The sequence below is a fragment of the Pseudoduganella sp. S-14 genome (genome assembly GCF_049913285.1).
Lineage (GTDB): Bacteria > Pseudomonadota > Gammaproteobacteria > Burkholderiales > Burkholderiaceae_D > Rugamonas.
The window spans coordinates 3,158,144-3,181,684 of sequence record NZ_CP183991.1 but is presented as its reverse complement, the minus strand read 5'-3'; the positions used below and the strand labels follow the sequence as shown (position 1 = coordinate 3,181,684).

General features: G+C 59.3%; 22 protein-coding genes and 1 tRNA gene. 14 read left to right on the top strand and 9 right to left on the bottom strand.

The genetic code is table 11. From position 1 onward, the window contains the following. Nucleotides 1-4: 4 nt before the first annotated feature. The 4 genes from ACN9MZ_RS14660 to ACN9MZ_RS14645 all read right to left on the bottom strand — a co-directional run bounded on the left by ACN9MZ_RS14660 (nt 5) and on the right by ACN9MZ_RS14645 (nt 6,310). A complete protein-coding gene (locus tag ACN9MZ_RS14660) occupies nt 5-2,227 on the bottom strand; it encodes a gluconolaconase (protein ID WP_426342819.1) in 2,223 nt (740 codons plus the stop codon). 420 nt (nt 2,228-2,647) lie between these two features. Further along, nucleotides 2,648-4,894: a carboxy terminal-processing peptidase gene (locus ACN9MZ_RS14655; protein WP_426342818.1), complete on the bottom strand. Its 2,247-nt coding sequence runs from the start codon at nt 4,892-4,894 to the stop codon at nt 2,648-2,650. Between the two features lie 363 nt (nt 4,895-5,257). Then, nucleotides 5,258-5,758, bottom strand: a complete 501-nt coding sequence (locus ACN9MZ_RS14650; RefSeq protein ID WP_426342817.1) for a hypothetical protein — start codon at nt 5,756-5,758, stop codon at nt 5,258-5,260. Next, nucleotides 5,759-6,310, bottom strand: coding sequence for a thymidine kinase (locus ACN9MZ_RS14645; RefSeq protein ID WP_426342816.1), 552 nt, complete (start codon nt 6,308-6,310; stop codon nt 5,759-5,761). 139 nt (nt 6,311-6,449) lie between these two features. On the opposite strand from ACN9MZ_RS14645, the gene ACN9MZ_RS14640 reads away from it, so the two are divergent. The 3 genes from ACN9MZ_RS14640 to ACN9MZ_RS14630 are packed head-to-tail and all read left to right on the top strand — an operon-like array spanning nt 6,450 to nt 10,325. Beyond that, nucleotides 6,450-7,826, top strand: coding sequence for a pyridoxal-phosphate dependent enzyme (locus ACN9MZ_RS14640; RefSeq protein ID WP_426342815.1), 1,377 nt, complete (start codon nt 6,450-6,452; stop codon nt 7,824-7,826). Then, a complete protein-coding gene (locus tag ACN9MZ_RS14635; protein ID WP_426342814.1) occupies nt 7,823-9,001 on the top strand; it encodes a trans-sulfuration enzyme family protein in 1,179 nt (392 codons plus the stop codon). The genes ACN9MZ_RS14640 and ACN9MZ_RS14635 overlap by 4 nt, the downstream gene beginning before the upstream one ends. Further along, nucleotides 8,988-10,325, top strand: a complete 1,338-nt coding sequence (locus tag ACN9MZ_RS14630; protein WP_426342813.1) for a hypothetical protein — start codon at nt 8,988-8,990, stop codon at nt 10,323-10,325. Before ACN9MZ_RS14635 ends, ACN9MZ_RS14630 begins: the two co-directional genes overlap by 14 nt. On the opposite strand, the gene ACN9MZ_RS14625 is transcribed toward ACN9MZ_RS14630, so the two are convergent. The 3 genes from ACN9MZ_RS14625 to ACN9MZ_RS14615 form a co-directional block, all read right to left on the bottom strand. After that, nucleotides 10,322-11,632: a hypothetical protein gene (locus ACN9MZ_RS14625; protein ID WP_426342812.1), complete on the bottom strand. Its 1,311-nt coding sequence runs from the start codon at nt 11,630-11,632 to the stop codon at nt 10,322-10,324. The two genes, ACN9MZ_RS14630 and ACN9MZ_RS14625, sit on opposite strands and share 4 nt — an antisense overlap. An 83-nt stretch (nt 11,633-11,715) precedes the next feature. Continuing rightward, nucleotides 11,716-13,917, bottom strand: coding sequence for a penicillin acylase family protein (locus tag ACN9MZ_RS14620; protein WP_426342811.1), 2,202 nt, complete (start codon nt 13,915-13,917; stop codon nt 11,716-11,718). Nucleotides 13,918-13,920: 3 nt separating this feature from the next. Beyond that, nucleotides 13,921-14,769, bottom strand: a complete 849-nt coding sequence (locus tag ACN9MZ_RS14615) for a hypothetical protein (RefSeq protein ID WP_426342810.1) — start codon at nt 14,767-14,769, stop codon at nt 13,921-13,923. Nucleotides 14,770-14,893: 124 nt separating this feature from the next. Between ACN9MZ_RS14615 and ACN9MZ_RS14610 the strand changes: the two genes are divergently transcribed. After that, a tRNA-Leu gene (locus ACN9MZ_RS14610) sits at nt 14,894-14,980 on the top strand. Nucleotides 14,981-15,031: 51 nt separating this feature from the next. Here the strand turns inward: ACN9MZ_RS14610 and ACN9MZ_RS14605 are convergent. Continuing rightward, nucleotides 15,032-16,039 carry a phage integrase gene (locus ACN9MZ_RS14605; RefSeq protein ID WP_426342809.1) on the bottom strand — a complete coding sequence of 336 codons (1,008 nt, stop codon included), beginning with the start codon at nt 16,037-16,039 and terminating at the stop codon, nt 15,032-15,034. Beyond that, nucleotides 16,029-16,532 carry a hypothetical protein gene (locus ACN9MZ_RS14600; protein ID WP_426342808.1) on the bottom strand — a complete coding sequence of 168 codons (504 nt, stop codon included), beginning with the start codon at nt 16,530-16,532 and terminating at the stop codon, nt 16,029-16,031. The genes ACN9MZ_RS14605 and ACN9MZ_RS14600 overlap by 11 nt, the downstream gene beginning before the upstream one ends. Nucleotides 16,533-16,611: 79 nt before the next feature. Here ACN9MZ_RS14600 and ACN9MZ_RS14595 point away from each other — a divergent pair, with 79 nt between their 5' ends. The 10 genes from ACN9MZ_RS14595 (at nt 16,612) to ACN9MZ_RS14550 (ending at nt 23,245) form a co-directional block, all read left to right on the top strand. Further along, a complete protein-coding gene (locus tag ACN9MZ_RS14595; RefSeq protein WP_426342807.1) occupies nt 16,612-16,827 on the top strand; it encodes a hypothetical protein in 216 nt (71 codons plus the stop codon). Between the two features lie 169 nt (nt 16,828-16,996). Continuing rightward, the gene (locus ACN9MZ_RS14590) at nt 16,997-18,409 is read left to right on the top strand and encodes a replication initiation factor domain-containing protein (RefSeq protein ID WP_426342806.1); all 1,413 of its coding nucleotides are present in this window, start codon (nt 16,997-16,999) and stop codon (nt 18,407-18,409) included. Between the two features lie 20 nt (nt 18,410-18,429). Further along, nucleotides 18,430-18,765: a hypothetical protein gene (locus ACN9MZ_RS14585; RefSeq protein ID WP_426342805.1), complete on the top strand. Its 336-nt coding sequence runs from the start codon at nt 18,430-18,432 to the stop codon at nt 18,763-18,765. Beyond that, on the top strand, nt 18,752-18,949 hold the full coding sequence (locus ACN9MZ_RS14580; RefSeq protein WP_426342804.1) for a hypothetical protein: 198 nt from the start codon (nt 18,752-18,754) through the stop codon (nt 18,947-18,949). Before ACN9MZ_RS14585 ends, ACN9MZ_RS14580 begins: the two co-directional genes overlap by 14 nt. A gap of 48 nt (nt 18,950-18,997) precedes the next feature. Further along, nucleotides 18,998-19,216 carry a major capsid protein gene (locus ACN9MZ_RS14575; RefSeq protein ID WP_426342803.1) on the top strand — a complete coding sequence of 73 codons (219 nt, stop codon included), beginning with the start codon at nt 18,998-19,000 and terminating at the stop codon, nt 19,214-19,216. 4 nt (nt 19,217-19,220) lie between these two features. Then, a complete protein-coding gene (locus ACN9MZ_RS14570; protein ID WP_426342802.1) occupies nt 19,221-19,586 on the top strand; it encodes a hypothetical protein in 366 nt (121 codons plus the stop codon). Further along, the gene (locus tag ACN9MZ_RS14565; RefSeq protein WP_426342801.1) at nt 19,583-20,845 is read left to right on the top strand and encodes a virulence factor TspB C-terminal domain-related protein; all 1,263 of its coding nucleotides are present in this window, start codon (nt 19,583-19,585) and stop codon (nt 20,843-20,845) included. Before ACN9MZ_RS14570 ends, ACN9MZ_RS14565 begins: the two co-directional genes overlap by 4 nt. Then, nucleotides 20,842-21,123, top strand: a complete 282-nt coding sequence (locus ACN9MZ_RS14560) for a DUF2523 domain-containing protein (RefSeq protein WP_426342800.1) — start codon at nt 20,842-20,844, stop codon at nt 21,121-21,123. The genes ACN9MZ_RS14565 and ACN9MZ_RS14560 overlap by 4 nt, the downstream gene beginning before the upstream one ends. Next, a complete protein-coding gene (locus tag ACN9MZ_RS14555) occupies nt 21,120-21,959 on the top strand; it encodes a zonular occludens toxin domain-containing protein (RefSeq protein ID WP_426342799.1) in 840 nt (279 codons plus the stop codon). Before ACN9MZ_RS14560 ends, ACN9MZ_RS14555 begins: the two co-directional genes overlap by 4 nt. After that, a complete protein-coding gene (locus ACN9MZ_RS14550) occupies nt 21,956-23,245 on the top strand; it encodes a type II secretion system protein GspD (RefSeq protein WP_426342798.1) in 1,290 nt (429 codons plus the stop codon). Before ACN9MZ_RS14555 ends, ACN9MZ_RS14550 begins: the two co-directional genes overlap by 4 nt. Nucleotides 23,246-23,541 lie beyond the last annotated feature (296 nt).

The window sequence follows — 23,541 nt, the reverse complement described above, 5'->3', positions numbered from 1 at the left end:
AAAGTCAGTTGACCGTCAGTGCGAAGTCGCGGCCGGAGGTGGCGGTATTGCCGGCGTAGTCGGCGGCGTAAATGCGCAGCGTGTAGTCGCCCGGCGCCAGTTCGCTTACTTGCCAGCGGCCGGGTGCGACTTCGCCCTCAGACAGATGGCTAAGCAGCGAATAGGTGAAGCGCGTGGCCTTGCTGCCGTAGACGGTGATGCCGCTGTCGGCGGAGTACACTACCTTCACCGCTTCGCGCTGCTTGGGCAATTGGTCATAGGTTTGCATGATGCGCGGTTGCTCGTAGCCCGCAACCGGCGTGCCGTCAGCCTGCAGCAACTGGTAGCCCAGCTTGTACAGGCCCAGGCGGCGGCGTGCGAGGTTGCCGTCCATCTGGTCGAAAGCGTCCACCACCACGTTTACTTCGCCCAGGCTGCGCGCTACTTCCAGGCGTTTGCCTTTCCTGGCCGGCAGGCGTTTGTCGTTGGCGTCATACAGTGCAATGCCCTGGATGACCGGCGCAATGGTGTCGCGCAGGCCGGGGAATGGCAGCGCAAGCGGGTTCACCACGCGGCCGTGGTCGTACAGGTTGAGGTGGACGTGGGCCATCTGGTTCACCACGCCCAGTTGTTCGCCAACATAGAAGCGCGTGCCACGGCGAACGCGCACCCGTTCCGGCTTGCCTTGATCGTTCAACAGGAGCTGGAACCGGTCGTCCAGCGCACGGTTCTTCTTGTCGCGGCCAACCTTCATGTGGATATAGCTGGTCGTGCCGAGGTTGATGCCCTCGCCGAGCGAACCAAACGCCCAGTTGGGCAGCGGATCGCTGACCTTGGCTTTCTCGACCACGTGGACCGAGCTGCCGACATCGGCCTGTACGTCGAGGCCAGCGTGGAAGTGGTGGCGGCTGTCGCCGTCATAGCTTCCTCTCACCTCGCCCATCAGGCCAACCACCTCGTGCGGCTGGTTTTGCGGGAGAACGGGCCACGGCATTGGGCCTTCGCTGCGCCGTGCCATGAGATCGCTGGCTACCGTGGACGGTGCGCCGGCGGCCGGCATCGGCTCCGCAGCGTGTGCAGCGCCGATCAGCGGCGTACCAGCCTGCACGCCCGGGCTGGCTGGAGGCGCCTTGGCGACCTGCCCGACTGGCTGCGTAGGAGCCGCACCTGCGCCGGCATGTACCACGCGGTGCAGCCGCTGGGCGGAGCCGTCGGCGATGACCAGCGTGCCATCAGCCGCCAGCGCCAGGCTGCGCGGGCCGTAGAGCTGGATATTGCCATCGATGCCCGTGACAGGATCGGCGGGCCGCGTCGCGTCCGGCATTCCGGCTAGGTTGCCATCAGGCGCCAGTTGCAGCAGGCGTCCGCGCGACGATACCGCGATGTAGACGAATCCATCATGCGTTACCGCCAGCGCCATGGGGCGGCGCAGCAGCGGCTCTTTTTCGAGCTCCGGCGCGACGGCAATCGTTATCACTGAGCCGTCTGTGTTGATGCGGCGCACGGCATCGTTGCTGGTGTCGGCGATGTAGATGCCGTCCTTGCCAAGCGCAATCCCGCAAGGTGTATCGAACTGCGCTCCCTCGCCCGTGCCGTCAACGAAACCGGGGCGTCCGCTGCCCGCCAGCGTGGTGACGGTGCCATCGGCAGCGATCTTGCGAATCCGGTCGTTATAGGTATCGGCGACATACACCACGCCGGCTGCATCGACCGCCACGCCGACCGGGCCATTGAACTGGGCCTGGGCGCCCTGCCCGTCCGCAAAACCGGCAATGCCGCTGCCGGCCAGCGTCGAAACCGTGCCATCCACTGCGATCTTGCGGATTGCATGGTTGCCGGTATCGGCGACGTAGACGTTGCCTTCCTTGTCCAGCGCGATGCCGGAAGGAGTATTGAAGGCGGCGGCAGCGCCTGTACCCTCGCGGTAACCCTCAATGCCGCCGGCCAGCACGCGCACGCTGCCATCTCGCGCTAGCACCGACACGGTATTTTTCTCGCCGCCATCCGAAAAATAGACGTTGCCCTGCTTGTCGGCAGCGATGCCGTAGGGGTCGGCCAAGCCGGCATCCAGCAAGGTTTCCAGCCTCGCGGGCCAAGCGCGCTCGGTCGGCGCCGGGCCGCGCTTGACCGGTTCGGGCAAGCGCGCCGCCGCGGTGTTGGCCGATGAAGAATAGTAGAAATAGCCACCCGCCCCGGCAATCGCCAGTACTGCAGCCGCAAAAACAGTCAATTTGATAGATGTACGCACAGGCGGGATTTTACAGTCCCATCGCCGGGGCGATCAAAAAAGGTTCATCGGGAATTCCGATAGCGGCACCCTGAATTCCGGCGGCCGTAGCGGATCCGGGTCAGACCCTTGGGTCTGACCGAGGTTTACCGGTTCTGGATTGAAAAATCGAAAAAGCGAAAAGTCTGGCTGACGCGCCGGACAGTGGTCGCATTCCCAAAGTGCCAACCCGGTAACCCAGGGTCAGACCCAAGGGTCTGACCCCTCCTTTGCCACCGGCACTGGCCCGCTAATCCGCGATGGACAAAAAAAAGCCCGCTCTGGGAGCGGGCTGAAGTCTATTTCCTTGGAGGAGAATAGAGGAGACAGGTGCAAGTATGCTGCGGCGCGGTATATCTGTCTACTTTATTGTAGTAATACTAGATATAACCATCCGCAATATCACTTGTCGCTGACGTAAGGCAGCACACGGCTGGCCAGGCGGGTGTCGGTGCGCAGCACGCTGACCTCGTCGGCCAGGATATGCACTGCTTCATTCAACAGCACGTCCTTGGCATTCTTGGCGGCCTTTTCGGCATCCAGTTCCGCCGACAGCGTCCGTTCGTCCGCCTGCAGGCCGTCATCGGTGCGGATCGCGCCACGCACCTGGTTGGCCTGGCGCTGGGCGGCGCGCGGGTTGGCAGGCTTGGCGGCAATCGCCTTGTTCAGCGCATCTTTCGGGTCCGGCACCAGGATCGGATCATCCGGCGATGGACCGGCAGCCAGGCGCTGTTCTCGCAGCTTGGCGCGCGCTTCTTGCTGGTCGCGCTCCTTGCGGCGCACGGTTTCGTTCAGTGACACCACGTTGTCCTGGCGCTGCTTTTTGACATAGCTGATGTCGTCCAGCAGGTACTGGTAGTCCTTGTCCTTGGCAACACGTGCCTCGTGCTTTTTATCCAGCATCGGCACGATTTCCTTCAACTCGCCGGCCGGGATATACACCGCAGGCTTGATCTGGGTGTATGGCAGCGCGTTGTCGTAGCTCGATTCACCGAAGTTTTCAGCATCGCTGGTGGATGCCAGCTTGATGTCCGGCGTCACGCCGCGCAGCTGGGTGGTACCGCCGTTGATGCGGAAGAACTGGGCCACCGTCATCTTCAGTTCACCGAAGCGCGACTTGTCGCTCTGACCAAAGCGGTCCAGGTTGACAAGAGTCTGCACAGTGCCTTTGCCGAAGCTCGGCTCGCCGATCACGAGGCCACGGCCGTAATCCTGGATGGCTGCCGCAAAGATCTCGGACGCCGACGCAGAACCGCGGTTGATCAGCACACCCACCGGACCATCCCACGACAGGCCAGGCACGTTGTCCGCTTCCACTTCCACGCGGCCTTCGGCGTTACGCTGCTGCACCACAGGACCACGGTCGATGAACAGGCCGGTCAGCTCGACCGCTTCGGTCAGCGAACCGCCGCCGTTGTTGCGCAGGTCAATCAGCACATTGTCGACCTTCTCTTTCTTCAGCTCACCCAGCAAGCGGGCAACGTCCCGCGTGGCGCTCTTGTAGTCCTTGTCGCCCTTGCGGCGCGCATCCCAGTCCTGGTAGAAAGTCGGCAGCGAGATCACCCCGATGCGGCGCTTGACGGCGCCATCCTTGACTTCCAGGATCGAGCGCTTGGCCGACTGCTCTTCCATGCTGATTTTCTTGCGCACCAGCGACAGCACGAAGGGCTTGCCGTCCGGGCCGGCATCGGCGCCCAGCACCTGCAGCCTGACGGTCGAATCTTTCGGGCCGCGGATCAGTTGCACCACGTCGTCGATGCGCCAGCCCAGCACATCGGTGAATTTCTCGGACTCGCCCTGTGCCACGGCGACAATGCGGTCACCCACTTTGAGCTTGTTGGACAGGCCGGCCGGGCTGCCCGGCACGACTTCGCGAATTACAGTGTACTCGTCGCGGTTCTGCAGCACGGCGCCAATGCCCTCCAGCGACAGGCGCATGGCGATGTCGAAGTTCTCGGAAGCGCGCGGGCCCAGGTAGTTGGTATGCGGCTCGATCGACATGGCGTAGGCGTTCATGAAGATCTGGAACACGTCCTCGCTATTCAGCTTGCGCGAACGGGTCACGTAGTTTTCGTAGCGCTTGTCCAGCGTCTCACGGATCGACTTCTCGTCCTTGCCGGCCAGCTTCAGGCGCAGCCAGTCGTTCTTCACGCGCTTGCGCCACAGGTCTTTCACTTCGGCTTCCGACTTCGGCCAGTCGGCCTTCTCGCGGTCGAACTGGTAGCTCTCGTCCTGCGTGAAGTCGAACTTGGATTTCAGCAGTTCGCGGGCATAGGCCATGCGGTCGGCGAAGCGCTGCTGGTACAGGTTGTAGATAGCGAAAGGCGTTTGCAGGTTTTCGCTGTTGATCGCGTCATCCAGGCGCGACTTTTCCTTGCTGAAGGAATCGATATCGGCCTGGGTAAAGAACAGTTTCTCGCCATCGAGCGATTTGAAATAGCGGTCGAAGATCTTCTCCGACATCGCGTCGTCCAGCGGCGTAGCCTTGTAATGGTAGCGCGACAGCACGCGGGACGCCCACAAGGCGGCCTGGGTCTGCTGTGCTGCAGGCTTGACGGTGACGTCTGTCGCCTTGTCGGCCTGGGCTGCGCCCGCATAAGCGGTGATCAGTGCCAGGGACAGGGTGGCCAACAGGGTGTGCTTCTTCATCGGCTTGCTCCGAACGTAGGTGATTCTATAAGAATAGTGCTGATCCCATTTTACAGGATAGGACACTCTGTGGGAGAGTGGGACGACGGGCAGTGTGCTGGGCTTCACTTAAGCCAGCCTGAAGGCTGATCCACCTGGCAGGATTCACGCCAGGTCATTAAATTTTCGAAAAAAGCCATTTTGTAACGGGTGAAATTTCCGTACGGCAACTCGATATGAGGCCGATATATATGCGATGGGGGAACGCGAAGATACGGCACGGTTTTCCGCAATTATGGGAGCGAATATCGATGTCGTTAAGTACCTTTTGCGCATCAGCCATGCAGGACCAGGCCGCAGCGTTGGTCCGCGAAGTGTGCGCCATCACGCTACCAGGCCGTGCAGCCACGGGGTCGTCGTCCAGGCGTACCACCCCGCGCCTGCGATAAGCAGCAACGGCCATGAGCGCATGGCCAGTTTCCAGTCCGTCGCAGACGGCCAGCAGGCCAGAAACTGCGGCGCGACCAGGAAGGCCAGGGCGGCGTCCAGCGCTGCGAAATGCCAGGGGCCGCGCGTGCGCAGCACCGCAACCGACCATGGGATCAGCACCAGCAGCAGCGGCGCGAGCGCTGTGAAGACGGAGTTGTACCAGCGCGCGTTGGCGAGCTTGACTTCGCCCAGGCGATAGCCCTTGCCCTCGCGGCGCGGGATGATGGACAGGGAAACCGGCCGCGCAAATGTCAGCAGCCCGGCCACGAAATGGGCCAGTTCATGGCACAGGGTGCCCGGCAGCTGCATCAGCGTGAACACCACATAGCGCCGCGACAGCACCCAGATTGCCGCCGCAAGGCATAGCGACGGCGTCAGGTAAAACAGTTTATCCAATTAACCCGTATAGAAGCAGCGGCCGCAGGCCTGGCGATAAGCCTCGTTGCCGCCGATGCTGATTTGCTCGCCTTCGCGAATGCGCTCGCCCTTCTCGTCCACGCGGATATTCATCGTGGCCTTTTTGCCGCAGGTGCAGATATTCTTGATTTCCTCGATATCGTCGGCCAGAGCGAGCAGGTAGGCCGAGCCCGGGAATGGCTCGCCGCGGAAGTCGCTGCGCAAGCCGTAGCAGATCACCGGCACGCCTCTGGCCTGCGCCAGCTGGTGCAACTGCTTGACCTGCTGCGGCGACAGGAACTGCGCCTCGTCGACCAGCACGCAGGCCACTTTCTGCATGTCTTGCAGGAAGTTGGTCTCAGACGAGAACAGCTCGACTTCGCGCTGCGGCCCCAGGCGGGAAGTCACCTTGCCCACGCCGTAGCGGTCGTCGATGGCGGCGGTAAACAGGCGCACGACCAGGCCCTGCTCTTCGTAGTTATGGGCGACCTGCAGCATGGAGGTCGATTTGCCTGCGTTCATCGCAGAATAGCGGAAGTAGAGTTTTGCCACGGTGGAAATTATATTAAAAGTCGCTGCGCGATTATACGCGAGGCTCAACCCGCCAAAAAAGGTATAAGCTAGCGCAAAGAAATTCCTTCTTGGCTCAATCGAATCGCCACACAATGCGCGTTTTTCGCAAGGAGAGAAAATGCAGAATACCCGTCCTGCAGCTTTGTTCAGTCTGATCGGCAATACACCGCTTGCCGAAGTCACCCGCCTCGACACCGGCCCGTGCCGGCTGTTCCTCAAGCTTGAATCGCAAAATCCCGGCGGCTCCATCAAGGACCGCATCGGCCTTTCCATCATCGAAGCTGCCGAGCGTGAAGGCTTGCTCAAGCCGGGCGGCACCATCGTCGAAGCCACGGCAGGCAATACCGGCCTGGGCCTGGCCCTGGTCGGCGCCATCAAAGGCTATAAGGTGCTGCTGGTGGTGCCGGACAAAATGGCCACCGAAAAGATCCTGCACCTGAAGGCGCTGGGCGCCGACGTGCGCATTACCCGTTCCGACGTCGGCAAGGGCCACCCCGAGTATTACCAGGATTACGCCGCCCGGCTGGCCAGCGAGATCCCCGGCGCCTTCTTCGCCGACCAGTTCAACAACCCGGCCAACCCGCTGGCCCACGAAACCACTACCGGCCCGGAAATCTGGGAGCAGATGGCGCGCGAGATCGACGCCATCGTGGTCGGCGTCGGCTCCTCCGGCACCCTGACCGGGCTGGCGCGCTACTTCCGCAAGGTCGCCCCGCACGTCAAATTCATCCTGGCCGACCCCAAGGGATCGATCCTGAAGGAATACGTCGATACCGGCAAGGTGGCCGATACCAGCGGCTCCTGGGCGGTGGAAGGCATCGGCGAGGACTTCATCCCCGCCATCGCGAACATGGAGGCGATCTCGCAGGCCTACACCATCACTGACCAGGAAAGCTTCGACAGCGCACGCGCCCTGTTGCGCGCCGAAGGCATCCTGGCAGGATCCTCGACCGGCACGCTGCTGGCAGCGGCCCTGAAATACTGCCGCGAACAGAGCAAGCCGCAACGTGTGGTGACCTTCGTCTGCGACACCGGCACGCGCTACCTGTCCAAGGTCTACAACGATAGCTGGATGTTCGACCAGGGCCTGCTGCAGCGCCAGAAGCTGGGCGACCTGCGCGACCTGATCGGGCGCCTGTTCGAAAACGGCGACGTGGTCAGCGTGGCGCCGGGCGACACCTTGCTGATCGCCTTCAACCGCATGCGTGCAGCCGACCTGGCGCAGTTGCCGGTGATCGACAACGGCCAGCTGGTCGGCCTCATCGACGAGTCCGACCTCCTGCTGAAGGTCGAAAAAGACGCGGCCCAGTTCAAGGGCGACGTTGGCGGCACCATGACCAGCCGAGTCGAAACCCTGGCGCCATCTGCCGGCATGCCCGCCCTTCGTGATACCCTCGACCGTGGCTTGACCGCCGTGATCGCCGAAGGCGGCAAGTTCTATGGCCTGATCACCCGCTACGACTTACTCAACCACCTGCGCAGGACCTTATCTTGAGCGAAAAAAAGACCAAAGCCCACCTGGCCACGCGCGTCATCCACGCTGGCCAGCACCCTGATCCATCGACCGGCGCCATCATGCCGCCAATCTATGCCACGTCCACCTTCGTTCAGCAAAGCCCCGGTGTGCACAAGGGCCTGGACTACGGCCGCTCGCACAACCCGACGCGCTGGGCGCTGGAGCGCTGCGTGGCCGACCTGGAAGGCGGCGTGCAGGCCTTCGCCTTCGCGTCCGGCCTGGCCGCGATTTCCACCGTACTGGAACTACTCGACGCGGGTTCGCACATCGTGGCGGGCGACGATATGTACGGCGGCACCTTCCGCCTGTTCGAACGTGTGCGGCGGCGCAGCGCAGGCCATGAGTTCACCTATGCCGACCTGACCAACCCGGAAAACCTGCTGGCCGCCCTGCGCCCGGAAACGAAAATGGTGTGGGTGGAAACGCCGACCAACCCGATGCTGAAACTGGCCGACCTGGGCGCCATCGCGCGCATCTGCCGCGAACGCGGCATCCTGGCCGTGGCCGACAACACCTTCGCCAGCCCGATTGTGCAGCGCCCGCTGGAGCTGGGCTTCGACATCGTCGTGCACTCCGCCACCAAGTACCTGAACGGGCACTCCGACATCATCGGCGGGATCGCGGTGGTTGGCGGCGAAGAACGCCAGTCGGCCTGGCGCGAACAGCTGGCCTTCCTGCAGAATTCCGTCGGCGCCATTGCCGGTCCGTTCGACGCCTTCCTCGCCCTGCGCGGCGTGAAAACGCTGGCGATCCGCATGGAGCGCCACTGCAAGAGCGCCCTGGAGCTGGCCCGCTGGCTGGAACGCGAGCCCAAGGTCAGGAAAGTGTTCTACCCGGGCCTGGAGTCGCATCCCCAGCACACCCTGGCAAAGGCGCAGATGGACGGCTTTGGCGGCATCATTTCGATCGACCTCGACACCGACCTGGCCGGCGCCCGCCGCTTCCTGGAACGCTGCGAAGTGTTCGCGCTGGCGGAAAGCCTGGGCGGCGTCGAATCGCTGATCGAGCACCCTGCCCTGATGACCCATGCCTCCATTCCAGCCGCGCAGCGCGCCGCGCTGGGCATCGGCGATGGCCTGATCCGGCTCTCCGTCGGCATCGAAGATATCGAGGATTTGCGGCAAGACCTGCGCAATGCCCTTGACGCCATCTGAACGCCACTGCAGCAACTGCAAGCGCCCGATGCGGGTGCTCGACCTCTCCGGCCATTACCAGCGGCGGGTGGAGATCGACACCTGCCCGTATTGCTGCCTGGTGTGGTTCGACGACACGGAATCGGTGCGGCTGGCGGGACCTGGCATCGCTGCATTCGTGCGCGAGATCCATGGAGCGATGCAGGCTGGCGGCGAACACGCGCACGCGGTGTCGCTGGCGCGCGTCCAGTCCTGCCCGGCCTGCAACGCGCCGCTCAAGCGGGTGTTTGACATGTCGCGCTTCGGGCGCACCTCAAAGCTGGAATGCCCGCACGGGCATGGCTATTACCAGACCTACATTCTCTACCTGGCCGAGAAAGGCTTTGCCCGCCCCCTCGCGTGGTCCGATATCCGTTCCCTGCATGCCGCAGGGAAGGAAGTTTTTTGCGCAGGCTGCGGCTGTCCGCTTCCCGCGCGGCCGGTCGAAGCGTGCCCGGCTTGTCACTCGGCCGTCGGGATAATCGACCCCGCCCGCCTGGCGCTGGCCGTCGCGCCGGACGGTCCTGCCAGTAGCGTTAATGCCCCGGCAGTCGAGCAGCATCAATGCCACGCCTGCGGCGGCGCCATCGACCTGACGCGCGACATCCATTGCCCCCACTGCCACGCGCCGGTGTTGCGCCAGGATACAGAAGATGCCTCGGCTTCCGCCACGGCAGCCGCTAGCGCGGCGGAGGCGGCATTGGCCTCCGTGCGGGACGACTCCCACCGACTCAAGACAGCAAGCCAGCATGCGGTGGTCAATTTTGGCGAAGACCGCCGCACGCAGCGGCTGCGGAATGTCGAATTCCGGATGGCCGTCGGACTCCTGATTGGCGGCATTGCGCTCGCACTCATGGCATGGTACCGGCAGCCGGCCCAACGTGCCAACTGGAAACGCCAGGAGGCGCCGCTGATTTCGTACGCTCCGCGCTTCAAGGAGGCGGAGTTGAAGTGCGACCTGCATTCATCGGTAAGGCGCGAAGTGCGGGTGCGCCAATTGATAGTCGCGCCAGGCGCGCCGGGGCCGGTGCCGACCAACGCCACATACGGCGCGATGCAGGCAGCCTACATGCAGGCCAAGACCGTGCGAGCCGAATGGGAAGCCAGCGGCGCATTCGACATGCTCGAGCAACAGTTCGGCGTATCGAATGCGGACCCACGCAGCCTGCCGTCAGGCCTCTTTCGCCGCGGCGAAGCGTTGGCCGCAGTGGAACGCGCAGCTTTCTGCCTGCCTGTCCATGAAATCAGCCCGCCACTACTTGCCGAGGACGGCTTTCACGTCATCGAGGTGCTGGAAGCGCGTTAATCGGCGGGCCGTCGTGCAGGATCGCTGATGTTGAAGACGCGCCGGACCAGGCTTTCCAGCGCCACGAACACGCCCTCCACTCCAAAGCCGGCAATGAACGATAACGCCGACGTGCTGAGTGCCCAGTTGCCCAACAGCCCGATCTCACTGCCCGGCGTCTGGCCGGATGGATTGACGAACAAGGCAATGCAGGCGCCAATCGTGGCGCCCAGCGCCAACTGCAGCAAGGCCAGGGTGAAATCGCGCGGCGACAACAGGCTTTCGCGCATCTTGGCCCACAGGCCCCGCACCACTGCGGCGCCCGCGCCCAACACGCCGTAGCACAACGGCAGCACAGCCGTTCCCACCACCAGCGTGACGACGCGCGCCTGCTCCTCCAGGGCGCGTTGAACGCGGCCTTGCATTTCCGCCGGCGTCGCACTCGCCTGCACCGCGCCGTTCTCCGGCATGCGGCCGAACGGGCGAGCCAGCACGCTGTAGCAGGCCTGCCAGGGGACAAGCCAATCGCGCAGGTTCATGCTGATTGCGGCCGCCTGCGCCGTCAGTTGCTGGCGCCGCGTGCAAAGCTGGTACTCCTCCGTACTGCGGAAGTGCGGCGAGCCCGCCGTATCGGCCTCAGTGCAGAACTGCATCGGAGGCGCGGTAGTGCTGGCCGTGTGCTTGAATTCAGCTTCCGCAATCTCTTTGGACAGGGCGGCTTGCGCCGCCTGCACCGCATCGAGATGCTGCAGGATGGCGCTGCCACCGGCAACATGCCAGGACGTCACACAGGTCAGCACCAGTCCAATCAGCAGCAGGTAGACCACCAGCTTCATGCGCAGGTTGAAACTAGAGGCCACCCGTACCAGGCCTGGAAATGCAGTGCGGGCCAGGGTCAGGCGCGTCGGCTTGTCCCAGTGCGGGCTGTGTGCGGAGGCGTTCCCGCTGCCGCCGCCCCCGAACATCTTGTCGCGCAACCAGTTGCGCCAGTCGCGCCGGTTGTCCTCGCCCACCACCAGCAAAGTAAAGGCAATGGTCAGGCCCGTCGCCGGCCGTGCCGCGGCATTCAGCTTATCCTTCGCACACAATACCTTGACCGCCTGCGCCACGCGCTGTTGCTCGCTATCGGGCTGCGCCAGGCCGATAGCACACAGTTCATCGATGTGCGGCTCGCCGTCGTCGTGGTTATGGAAATTGTAGAGGCTCTTGTCCCAGCGTCCGGAGATGTGGTCAAGCAGCAGGAAGACTTCGTTCAGCTCGCGCACGAAGATGAAGTCTTCAATTCGTTGGCAGGACGCGCTGCCATTCTCGTCAGGATCGGAAGACATGGCCGCCTCCCCATTAGCAGGTTGTCACTTCATTGTGCGCCTGCCAAGGCGGGGAGGACTTTGCGCTAGCTCAAACGTGAACCCTATTCGCCCGGATGGTACTTGCGTTCCAGGTTCTTTTCGATGTCTTCCTTGTAGAACAGCACGTCCTTGAACTCGCCGCGCGCATACATCTCGGCCTGGTCGTTGAAGTGCGGCGACGCAGGATCGCCGCTTTCACCGCCGGCCAGGATGCTCTTGGCCCGCACCTTCGGCCCGAATTCAACAGCCGCCACGAAGCTATTGCCGCGTTCGCCATAAATGCGCCTGGTGCGCTGCTGCGACGTCATGCCGTAAGCAGCCAGCGCGCCGAAATTGCCGGACGCGTAAGGTACTGGAATGCTTGGCTTGTTATCGTCAAACGGCTGCACGATATCGCCGGTCAGGCGCTGGAAGCGGTTGATCTCGCCCCATGGTGTTTTCCAGCTGCCAAAGTCTGCGGCCAGCTTGTTCGAAGCACGCACCAGCGCTTCCAGCCGCTGTTTCGACGTCAGCTGGGTCGCCAGGTAATCGAGGACCGGCATGCCCCTGGCTTTCGCCGCGGCGCCGTATTGCTTCACCTGGTCCTGCAGCCAGTAGATGGCGACCGAAGTCGGCACCGATGTCAGCGAATAGCGCATGTCCCAGTCGCGCAGCAGCGTGACCTGTTCCATCACGGCGGCCTTGGACAGGTCGCTGGCCGGCGCCTCGTCATAGGCGCGCACCAGCAGCGGCAGCAGCGGTTCGAAGGCGGGCAACTGGCTGTCGTAAGCGGCGGCGATCAGGCTGTCGATGGTGAAGTCTTTCTTCCCTTGCAGGACGCGAACGGCGTGAATGCCGCGCGCGTTCTCGGGGTTGACCGACATGTAGGCCGGATAGTCCTCAGGGCGCGGACTATAGGCGCCGGCGGCAGAGAACGGCCAGTTGTTGGTGTTCTGAATCCAGCCATTTTTCGGGTTGAACAGCTGGATGGTCTCGCGCACCTGGTGCAGGCCTTTCCAGTCGGTCGCCGGCTCGGCGCCGTTGACCGGCTTGCTGTAGTCGAAGCGCGGATCGCGCACGGGTATGAAATTGCCGTGGAAATAGGCGATATTGCCGTCCGCATCCGCATACACGGTGTTGTTGGATGAGTTGGTGCGAAGCTCCATCGACCTGTAGAAAGCCGGATAGTTGCGGGCCTTGGTGCGAATGAAAGACTGTGTCAGCGCCTTCAGCGGTTCGTTCATCATCGCCACCGAGACCCACTTGCCATCCTGTTCGCGCACCACAGGGCCGCGATGCGTGAAATAGGCAGTTACCGTCTTCTCCGCCCGGCTGCCATCCTCCGCCTTGTATGGCAGTTGCACCTGCACGGTGCGGAAGGGTCGCAACTCCTTGCCATACTGGTAGAAGAATTTACCGCCCTTCTCCACCACGGTCTCCAGGTATTCGTCGATCACGTCGCCGCCGCCGGAAGTATGCATCCAGCCGATGCGTTCGTTAAAGCCCTGGTAGACAAAGAACTGACCCCAGGTTACCGCGCCATAGGCGTTCAGGCCCTCCTGGCTGTTCACGTGGATCTCCGGCCGGAAGTAGAACGAGGTGTGCGGATTGATCATCAACAGCGCGTGGCCCGACTTGCTCAGGGCCGGCGCGATCGCGAAGCCGTTCGAGCCGCGCGGCTCGTTATCCAGGTCGCTGCCAATGGCAGCCATGGACGGCGCCGGGCGCTTGCTGTAAAACGCCTTCAACAGCTCGACATTGACGGTTTCGATGTCGCCGCCGATACTGCCTTCGCTGAAGCTGAGCGCCATCCAGGGCTCGAAGCGGTTCAGCAAGCGCGCCTGAACCTGCGGGTGGGTGTGCAGGTAGTAGTTCAGCCCATCGGCCCAAGCCACCATCAGCTTCTTCAGCCAGTCCGGGCTGGCCTTGAACTGGGCCTTCAACTGCTCGGGCGTGATGAACAGCTTCATGCGCAAGTCCTGGTACAGCGCCTTTTCGCCCTCCACCTCCGCCAGCCGGCCCATCGCGTTGATGAAATTCAGCTCGATACGCTTGAAATCATCTTCCGACTGCGCGTACATCATGCCGAATACCGCTTCCGCGTCGCTCTTGCCGTAAATATGCGGAATGCCCCATTTGTCGCGCAGGATGGTGACGCGCTTGGCAATCGCTTGCAGGCGCAGTACTTCCGCAGGACTCAAGGCTCCAACCGCCTGTGAAGCGGCGGGGGCGGCAATCGCAGGAATGGCGCAGAACGCGACGAGCGCGGCATTCGGCTTCAGCATGCTTTATTGCTCCACCAGTTGTGCAATGCGTTCGCGCAGTTCGGCGTTTTCGGCGCGCAGCGCGGCATTCTTTTCCTTCAATTGCGAGATCTCGAGGCGCAGCACCTCCACCTCGGTCAGCGGGGCCGGACGTTCAGACGCTTCGTAATGCGGCTCGCCAGCATCCTCTTTCGGAGGTTTCGGCGGGCGGTTGGCGGCGCGCTGTTCGCGGATCTCGCGCGCTGCCTGCTGCAGGAACTTGCGGCCGCCGGCGACGGCCGACTTCTGGTCTTCTTCCGGCAGCGAAGCCACGGTGGCGGCGGCATTGATCGAGATCGTGCCGGAGCGCACGGCTTCCACCAGCTCCGGCGTCGCGCTGCGGGTGATCTTTTCGATCTGGCCAAGGGTATTGGCGCTCAGGCGCGCGGCGCGGGCGATGTCCTCGCGCTTGGCTTTCGGCTTTGGCGGCGGCGCCGCTTCTTCGGCTTCCGGGTCCGGCGGCGCAATGGCGGCATCTTCCGCCTTGGCCTGCTCTTTCACCACCTGCTCGCGCTTGGCCAGGATCTCCTGCTGGCGCAGGGCCAGCACGCCACGCTGGAAGTCCGACACGCTGCGCCGGCCCAGGTGGTTGTCGATCATCCACAGCATCACGTCTTCCATATCCTTGAAGCTCGTGTTCTGGGTCACTTTGAAAGGAATGCCGTGCTGCTGGCAGATCGAATAGCGGTTATGGCCATCGACCAACACATCGTTCCACAGCACCAGCGCATCGCGGCAGCCTTCAGCCAGCAGGCTGCGCTCCAGCGCAGTACGCTCAGCCTCGGTCAACGGCTCGATATAGTCCCTCAGGACGTCGTTAATCTTGATTTGCATGGGGTCTTTCCAGGGGATTCTGCGACCAGCATGCTACAACATTCCGCGACGATTTCAAGCGTTGCCAGATTAGCCACTATTGGATGTTAACGAACAGTCATGTCATAATAGCGGGCTTCAAAGTGCCCCGGTGGTGAAATTGGTAGACACACCGGACTTAAAATCCGTTGCCTGCAAGGGCGTGCCGGTTCGATTCCGGCTCGGGGCACCAATACAATCAAGGGCTTAGGCGATAGTCTAAGCCCTTGCCACATCTGGGGTGTCAACCAACTGTCAACAGCGCGATTGGGTTGAGTGCTTTTGCTTCTTGCAAGTGTTCGGGCGCGAGGTGCGCGTAACGCATTGTCATCGTCAAGTTTGCGTGCCCGAGAATCCGCTGCAGTGTGAGAATGTTCCCGCCGTTCATCATGAAGTGGCTGGCGAACGTGTGCCTCAGTGCATGGGTTAGCTGGCCGTCCGGCAATGCAATGGTCGTCCGTTCAATGCCTTCGCGGAAAGCGGTGAACGCCGTACCAAAGACTCTTTCCATGTCGCCGTGCTTATCAAAGTGCACACGAATTTGTTCCTCCAATTCGGAGCTGATAGGTACAGCTCTCACTTTTCCTGATTTCGTTCGTGCGTATTGAATCATCTCCTCTCGCACCTGGGAAATGCGAAGGTCCTCGACTTCACTCCAACGCGCACCGGTTGCCAGGCAGATTTTGCTGATCAGCATCACATGCGGATTTCGGCTGCAACCTAGCGTCGTGAGCAGCTCACTCACCTGATTAAGCGACAAATATGAAAGCTCGCGCTCAACGATCTTGAATTGTCGAAGCTTGGCCAGCGGATTGTCTTTGAGCCAGTGACCAAGCCGCCCGAGCTCATTGAAGACGGAGCGAAGATAGGCGTGCTCACGATTGAGGTTGTTTGCCGAAATTCCACTTGCTAGGCGCTTGGCCCGGTACTCTGAAAACATAGCCGCATTAAACGCCTCGGCCATTGGATTTCCCATCGCAACGCAAAGCGACTTAAGCCGCGCATACGTATCTTTTCCTGATCGCAGCCCGACGCCGTGATGCTCGAACCACATGTCCACCAGATCACTTAACTTGCGTCTGTCTCGCTTCTCCGGGGCCCACTCTGCTTGCTTGTTAACTTGAGTCTTTAGCCAAGCTTCCCAGGCTTTGGCTTCCGCCTGTGTCTTAAAGGTCTTCCTGTACCGCTTCCCGCCCCGTCCAGCTGGCTGAGAATCGACCAGCCACCCGCCTTCACTCTTTTTAATCGCCATTCTTTTCCAATTCGTTCATCGTCCTTTCCTCCTCTTCTCGCAACCGCTGTAGCTGCCCTATCAGCACCTCAAGTCGCAACAGCTGCTCATCTTGATCGAAGTGCGGATTTTCTTGCAATCGTTGCGTAATGTAGTCCAGCCTGTCTAGTTCAGCTTTGAACTTGCGTCCTGCCGCTCGGCGTTCCAGATGTAGAGCGTCGATCCTATGCGCCGTGTCTGGTGGACCGTGCGGATCGATATGACCATGCTTGGCGTCGGATATTCCCGTCGCAAGCCAAAAAGCATGTTCGGGCCAATGGCGTGCAGCAAATTCGATCATCTCGACTGTAGGTCGCTGCTTTCCGCTGAAGAAGTTGCGCCAGTGCGTCGCTGGGATTCCCGATAGTTCCTCCAGTTCCTTAAAGCGCCTCGACTGGCTGACGGTCAGCTGAACCACAGAACGAAGGCGATCGCTCAAATTGCACCGCTTAGGTGCGTCAGGAGAATTTTCCATGCTTGACATCAATCAAAGTAGGTATTATTGTTCGCTCACACGGTAAATATTACCGCATATAGAAATTTATGGATTAATTATGGGCGACATCCCGAAATTTGAACAGCTTGCATCAATGCAATTGTCGATTCCTTTAATGACCCGTGAGTCATTCGCTCAGGCAATTGGGCTGCCGCCATCAGTGATCATCGCCCAATCGGAGCGCGGCTACTGGCCGACCGTGAAAATCGGCAAGCGCGTTTTTGTTAATGTTGAATTGGTCCGGAAGCGCGCTTTGGACGCGGAGTACAAATGAGCATGCCTACCACCCCAGCTGTGCAAACGTGCTTGGTGCTGCTTGCAGTCTTTCGAGACCACTTCTTTACTCTGCCGCCGGAAGATCGAGCCGAAGTCGCTTCCCGAGCAATGGAGGTTTTGAATACCCCACCGACAAGCGGTGTGGATCGTCCTGCGCCGGAGGCCAAATGAGGCCGGTACGTCGTGCCTTGATGACAGCTCGCAAAGAGGCTTCCGACCTTTATTCGCAAGCATCGGCCTCGTCGTCGCGCTCGCGCCTGGCACGCCCTTCGCGCGCTGCCGAAGGCTGCGCGCTAGCGCAGACTGAGGAGCGCACGAAGGGCGCGCGACACGAGTTAGTGCCGCACTTTTCGCATGATTCTGGCGCGTTGGCGACCGCCATTAATAATATGGCGGAAAACCTAGCGGGTGAGAGCGACGCCAGTTGGAGTGCTATTAGCGACGAGCACTTTGGTCACGTTCAGTTGGTGATGACAGACAGCGGCCAGGTTAAAACAGTCATGGTCCGTCGTCCTGTCGAAAACCAATTTTGCATAATCGACTGGATCAATTTCTCTGTATCGGAAGATACATGGTGCCGGACTGCCCGTGAGCAGTTGATTTCGGACGAACAGTTCGTCACCGAGGCAAGTCGCCAGCTCGAGAAAATTTTCGGATTCGGCGTAACTGAAAAGTGCAAGACCGGGAAAAACTTCTTCAAGGAGTCCTGGATTCTCGGCGACGGAATGGGTTTTGTTTGCTTCGGCGGGCAGAAGTCGAAGATGGGCATCATCATTAGCGGCCATGGATGTCTGCATGCACTTCCTGGTTGGGAGGTTCGACTGCACGCATTCCTCACCACTGTAGCGATCGCGCCGAAAATATCACGGGTTGACATCGCACACGATGACTTTGACGGCGGATATCTTTCCGTAGATTGGGCTTTTGATCAATGGAAGGCCAATCGATTCTCCTTCAAAGCTGGCGGTCGCCCACCAGAAATTCAAAAGCATGGCAATTGGGATCGGCCAAGCGGAAAGGGCCGCACGCTGGCCATTGGGATGCGTAGCTCGTCTAAGTATGTCCGGTTCTATGAGAAAGGCCGGATGGAAGGCGACAAGGAGAGCAATTGGTGCCGCTGCGAGATCGAATTCAAAAACACGAACACGATTATCCGCCCCGATGTTCTTCTGAACCCCAGTGAATTTTTCGTCGGGGCCTATCCCTGCATGGCGGACTTCAAGAAGTTCAGCTTAGTCGACGACGGGTTACGTTTCGAAGCAAAGCGCCGCGCGGCTGTGATTAACCATGATGCGGCTGAAAAATGGCTAACTATTCAGTGCGGGAAATATATCCGCGTATGGCGCGAGCTGTACGGTGACAAAGAAGCATTGGACCGTTTGTGCTGTCCAGATGATGACTACTGGCCTAAGCGTCTGAGATCGCTGACTGACTCTGCTGCGTCAGGTTCCCCACCAATTCACAAGACACGGCTAAGCGAGGTGTTCGATGCAAACGATCCTCCTTTCGTGCCAACCCGCATGCAATTTTACAAAACCGTCCCATCATTTGGCCTCAATGGGGAAAACGGATTCAGGTAGGCCATTTAACAGGAGTAATCATGAAATTTAGCTCGACCGTCAAGGTTATGGGTATGAAGTACAGCAAAGGCAAGATGGACAACGGCACCGAATTCGACAGTACTAAGGTCTATGTCGAGACCGAGCTTGATACGAGCAAGGAAACAGCGATGGGCACCGCTTGCGCCGAGTATGGCCTCGGTAAAGCAGATGAGTACCAGAAATACAAACACCTGGCGAGCTCCTTGCCATTTATGGCAATCGCTGAGATGGAGATCGTAACGAACGGGAAGACTCAAAAGACCGTTATCCATTCCCTCAAACCACTCGAAGGTGCGAAGCAAGCTGCCGTTGGTGGCAAGAATGCGAGCGCATAAATACGAGGCGAAGTTCATCGTCCAAGATAAGGAGTCAGCACTCTTTCTTATGCCCGTTGAGGGTGATGTGGGTTTTACTCCTTGGGCTCACGAGGCGGGACGGTTTGATGGCTATGCGGAGGCAATCGACACGGCTGCACTCAACTGCCATGAAGGTTTTTTCGTCGTGATTGTACTGCAATGATTTTTTGTACCGCGCCGGACGGGTTTCCGGCATTTTTTAGGAGTCTCTATGAATCGCAATATCGTTAAAGGCCTTGCACTGGTTAGCGCAATCTCAGCATCGGCAGCGGCTTCCGCAGCGGGTGTTGACACTTCCTCGGTTACGTCTGGCATCGCGGATGTGCAGACCGCAATTCTGGCCGTGATCGGTGCGCTGACAGGCCTGTCCGTTGCCATCTTTGGCGTCACGAAAGTGTACGGCTTCATCAAGCGCAAAGCGGGCGCTTAATGCTATGAGCTATCAAGTCGGCGCGGCTTGCTATGTCACGCTGGTAGATGCAGGTACGGCGGCTTGTGCAGCTTATGCGCCAGTGAGTCAACTGGTGCAGGACGGTGCGGTGATCCGCACCGTTTCTTGTGCTTCTGCCGATCCATTGACCGGCGCACTTAATCTTCATATTTCTTCATCGCCCGTTGACGGTTCCACACCTACGTCGGCATCTGTTCAGCAGGCGATCACATTTCCAGACTGCCAGCAGTTCGCGTGGGTTGAAGCCGCAGAAGTTCTTTTTGCGGCATGCCTTGGGCTTTGGGCTGTTTGTTACGGCGGGTACAAAATTCTAGATCTACTCCGATGGAGTAGAGGGGAGTCTGCATGAGGAAGCGTTTTATGTGTTGGCTGATGGTGATCATGATGCTTCCGGGCGTCGCCTCGGCTCAGATACTTCCGGCAACCAAGGTTCAACGGGCGGTTGCCGCTCTGATCGAAAAGAATATGACAAGGCGAGGATTCGCCTCTAATGATCCTCGCTGGGCTGCGACGTTGAGGAATACTGGATCAGGGATCGCAGGTGCAGCAGCGGCAGCTGCTGTAGTAACAGCGGCGGGGATTACTGCGCCGGCATGGGTTACAGCGGCCGCGATTGCAGGATTAGGCGCGCTATTCGCCGTCGGTATTGATTTGGCGGTCGATGCGACGCTGAAATGGATTCAAGGCCCAGACGGCAGCGTAACTCTCAAAGGGGTGTCTGGCGGTACTTACGTTCCGCTGCCTGGGCAGGAATGGATTTGGATCGGTGGCTACCCGGCTGGTCAGGGATTTCCGCTTGACTCCAACAAAGGATCTGAGGGCGCGTGCAACGCCTATTGGGGGAAACCGAATAGTTTGTACATCGTTGTTTCGTCGTCAGCTTACTCTTGCCTGTTGCGCATGAAGCCAGAATATCAACCGGCTGCGGATTCGTCACAGTCGATGCTTAACATCGGGACCATCAACAATTCTGTCGATCCCAATTATGTGCCAGACGGCAGCGGTTCTATGACAGGCTCGCCAACTCAGGCCGTTGCATCTCTTAGTGATGCTGACCGCGCAAAGCCGGTGAACCCCGAATTGATTGCCAAGATTGCTGATGCGGCGATGCAGAAGGCAGCCTCCACGCCTGGATATGAAGGTGTGCCATATGATGCTGCGGACCCTATTACGATACAGGATGCAATATCGTATCGGCAGGCGAGCCCTGATGCTTGGCCCACTGTCGGGGATATTACGTCCCCTCAGGTTGCGCCATCCACCTCGCCGGGAGCATCACCATGGGCACTGCCTAATTCAGCTAGTGAACCTGTCGCCCCGCCAACCGGTGCGAATCCTACTCCGCCAATTAGCGCGCCGACCTTCGATTGGTCTATCCCAAATTTTGGCAGCTCCATCGAAAAGCAGACGGTACCGGTTTCCTATGTACCTACCGTATTTGCTGCTCCCACAGGTTGCCCGTCTCCGATAACGTTCACCATGTTTGGGAAGTCTTATTCAATAGGATATGGTCCCTTTTGTGATTTGATGGCGACGCTTGCACCTATTTTCTTAGCTTGTGGTGCGGCGGCGGCAGCATTGATCTTTGCGGAGTCGTTGAAATCATGAACATCGCTGCTTGGCTCTTGACCCTCGTTGGCCCGCTGGTTGTTCGCATTGTTGCTGCGCTTGGTTTTACCGCAGTTGCATACACAGGGGTTACTGTGCTGGTCAATCAATTGGTTTCGACGGCACAGCAAAACTGGTCATCGATGCCCTTAGCTGTTCTCCAGCTGTGCACCCTGTCAGCGATTCCGCAGGTTCTCGGGATGATCTTTGGGGCATACATGGCCCGCGTCGCCATGTGGGCTGCGACCGGTGCTGCTCGTTACGTTCTGAAGTCATGATTGAATTGAATACTGGTGTTCCGGGCGCAGGAAAGACTCTTTCGATGGTCCAGGAGCTATCTAGGCTGTTTAAGCGTTGGGAAGGACATCCTGAAGAGGCGCGCCCTGTGTTTGCTCTCGGCATTCCAGATCTGGCTTTGCCTCATGCCCCAGTGCCACTTAGACCGATCGAAGGCGACAAGTCCGGGTCTCCGCGCTTGGTGCCGGATTGGGACGAAATGCCGGACGGTTCCTTGGTGCTGATCGACGAATGCCAAGGAGTGTTCCCTCCCCGCTCATCACAGTCCACGCCTCCAGCTCATGTCGCCTGGCTGAATACGCACCGGCACCGCGGATTCGATTTGTGGATTACAACGCAGCAGCCGAAGCTCATTGACGCATCGGTGCGCGCGCTTGTGGGGCGCCACAAACACTATCGCAGGGTGTTCGGCATGCAGCGCTCGGTCGTGTACGAATGGGATGCCTGCTCGGATAGCCTCAGTGGGATGAACAACGCTGTTAAGTCGTATTGGCCTTTTCCTTCAGATGCATTCAAGTGGTACAAATCCGCTGAAATCCACACTAAACAGAAATTCAAAATGCCTTTATGGTTGGGCATTTTGCCGCTCGGAGCCGCACTTTGTCTGTACTTCTTTCCTAAGGCATATAGCAAGGTAATGCATCCACATGAGAACTCTACCCAAACGAAGTCCGGAGATTCAATGCAGATGGTTGCAAGTGTTCCGCCTAGCGCCGCGCTGGTTGGCTATTTCCGAAGCGGCCAACAGTGCTTTGGTTTGAGGAGAAATGGCGAGATTGTCCAGGAGCCTCAAGATTGTAGGGAGAAATTGAAGTGAAGAGGTTATTCGTAGCGTTCCTACTTGCCTTGCCTTTGCTTTGCAATGCCGAAGACATTGCCATCAATTTCTCGTCCGTGCCTTTAGCGCAGTTCGTTCAGTCCACTTACAAAGCGATGCTTAAGAGGGACTATGTGATCGCGCCCGAACTGCTTGCCATGGAGAAGCCAATTTCAATTTCCGTGCGCAGTGTCCAGTCTAACGAGCTGCCGCAACTCATTGATCGTGTTTTGATTGCTCAGGGAGTGAAGAGTGAATTACGTGATGGCATTTATTTTCTTAGTTTGTCTGGTGGGAGTGGCAGTACTGGGGCCGGTAGCTTTGGTGGTGCGCCTGTCGTACTGTCTGGCGCGGTTCCAGTCGCACCTGGTCGAGTTGCTACTCTTGACGGCGCTAGCCTGGCAGGTGCCGTTCCTGGAGACGTGGGTTTGGCAACTGGCAGAGCAGTCGATGACTCGGATGCAGAGCGAGATGTGTACCGTCCACGCAATAGGAAGCCGGATTATTTGGCAACTGTGCTGAATGCATCCTTCGCGAATAAACTGGTAGTCGCCGTTGCCGATTATGTCGTGCTCACTGGATCCAAGAAACAGATTGCTAAAATGCTGAGACTGGCTGAGCAGGTTGACGAGCCACTTCAAAGGGTTCGTATCTCGGCAACGTTCGTAGAGGTTAGCAGCAACGAATCGGCAGGACTCGGCGTGAGTGTTGTAGCTAATGTGTTAGGTGCGCACCTGGGCATCAAGTTGGGAGATGCGTCATCAGGTGCATTCACATTGAAGACATCCAACTTTCAGGCGGTCATAGATGCTTTAGCGAGCGATGGCCGATTTAAGCAGGTTGCCGCACCTACCGCAATTGTCGACTCTTACGAGCGCGGCAATTTATCGTTTGGCGATTCGGTCCCCACCATCGGCTCGTCGATACTGGATCGTAACGGAACCTCCATTCAGCAGGTGCAGTACCAGCAATCAGGTGTTCTCTTAAATGTAACTCCGATTGTGCTGGGTAGTGGTCGGATCAGCGTGAATATCGACGGGCAGATTTCTTCATTTTCGGCAACGACGACTGGCGTAAGCGCATCCCCTACGCTCAGTAAGCGGCAAGTGCAGACATCTGTTACCGTTGATGATGGCGAGCTGCTGATGATTGGCGGCCTTAACAGCAATAAGTCCACGAACAACAGCAATGGATTTTCTTTCCTTCCAAAGTCATGGGCTGTTCATAGCGGTGCGAATGCTAATACCGATTTGGTGCTGATACTTTCAGCCTCAGTCATGCGCTAGCCGGATGCGATCATCGATTGGGCACAAGCTTAATGTGTATTGACTCAGTTTTGGCCTGGCATTGACTGTCAGATGGTCTAGAGTTTCATGTGTAATCAGCCCGAGACCCGTTATGAAAAATCGTAGGAAGAAGCGACAACACACCTTGAAACGCCGAACAATGGATATACCTGTCGCGCGGCTTGTTCGTAGCTCCGAAGAACAGGCATGGCTCGACATGCCGCCAGTCGGACGAGAGTTTGGCAGCAAGGATTTCGAAAAATATGTCTGGATGTCTGACGGGACTGTACAGCTTA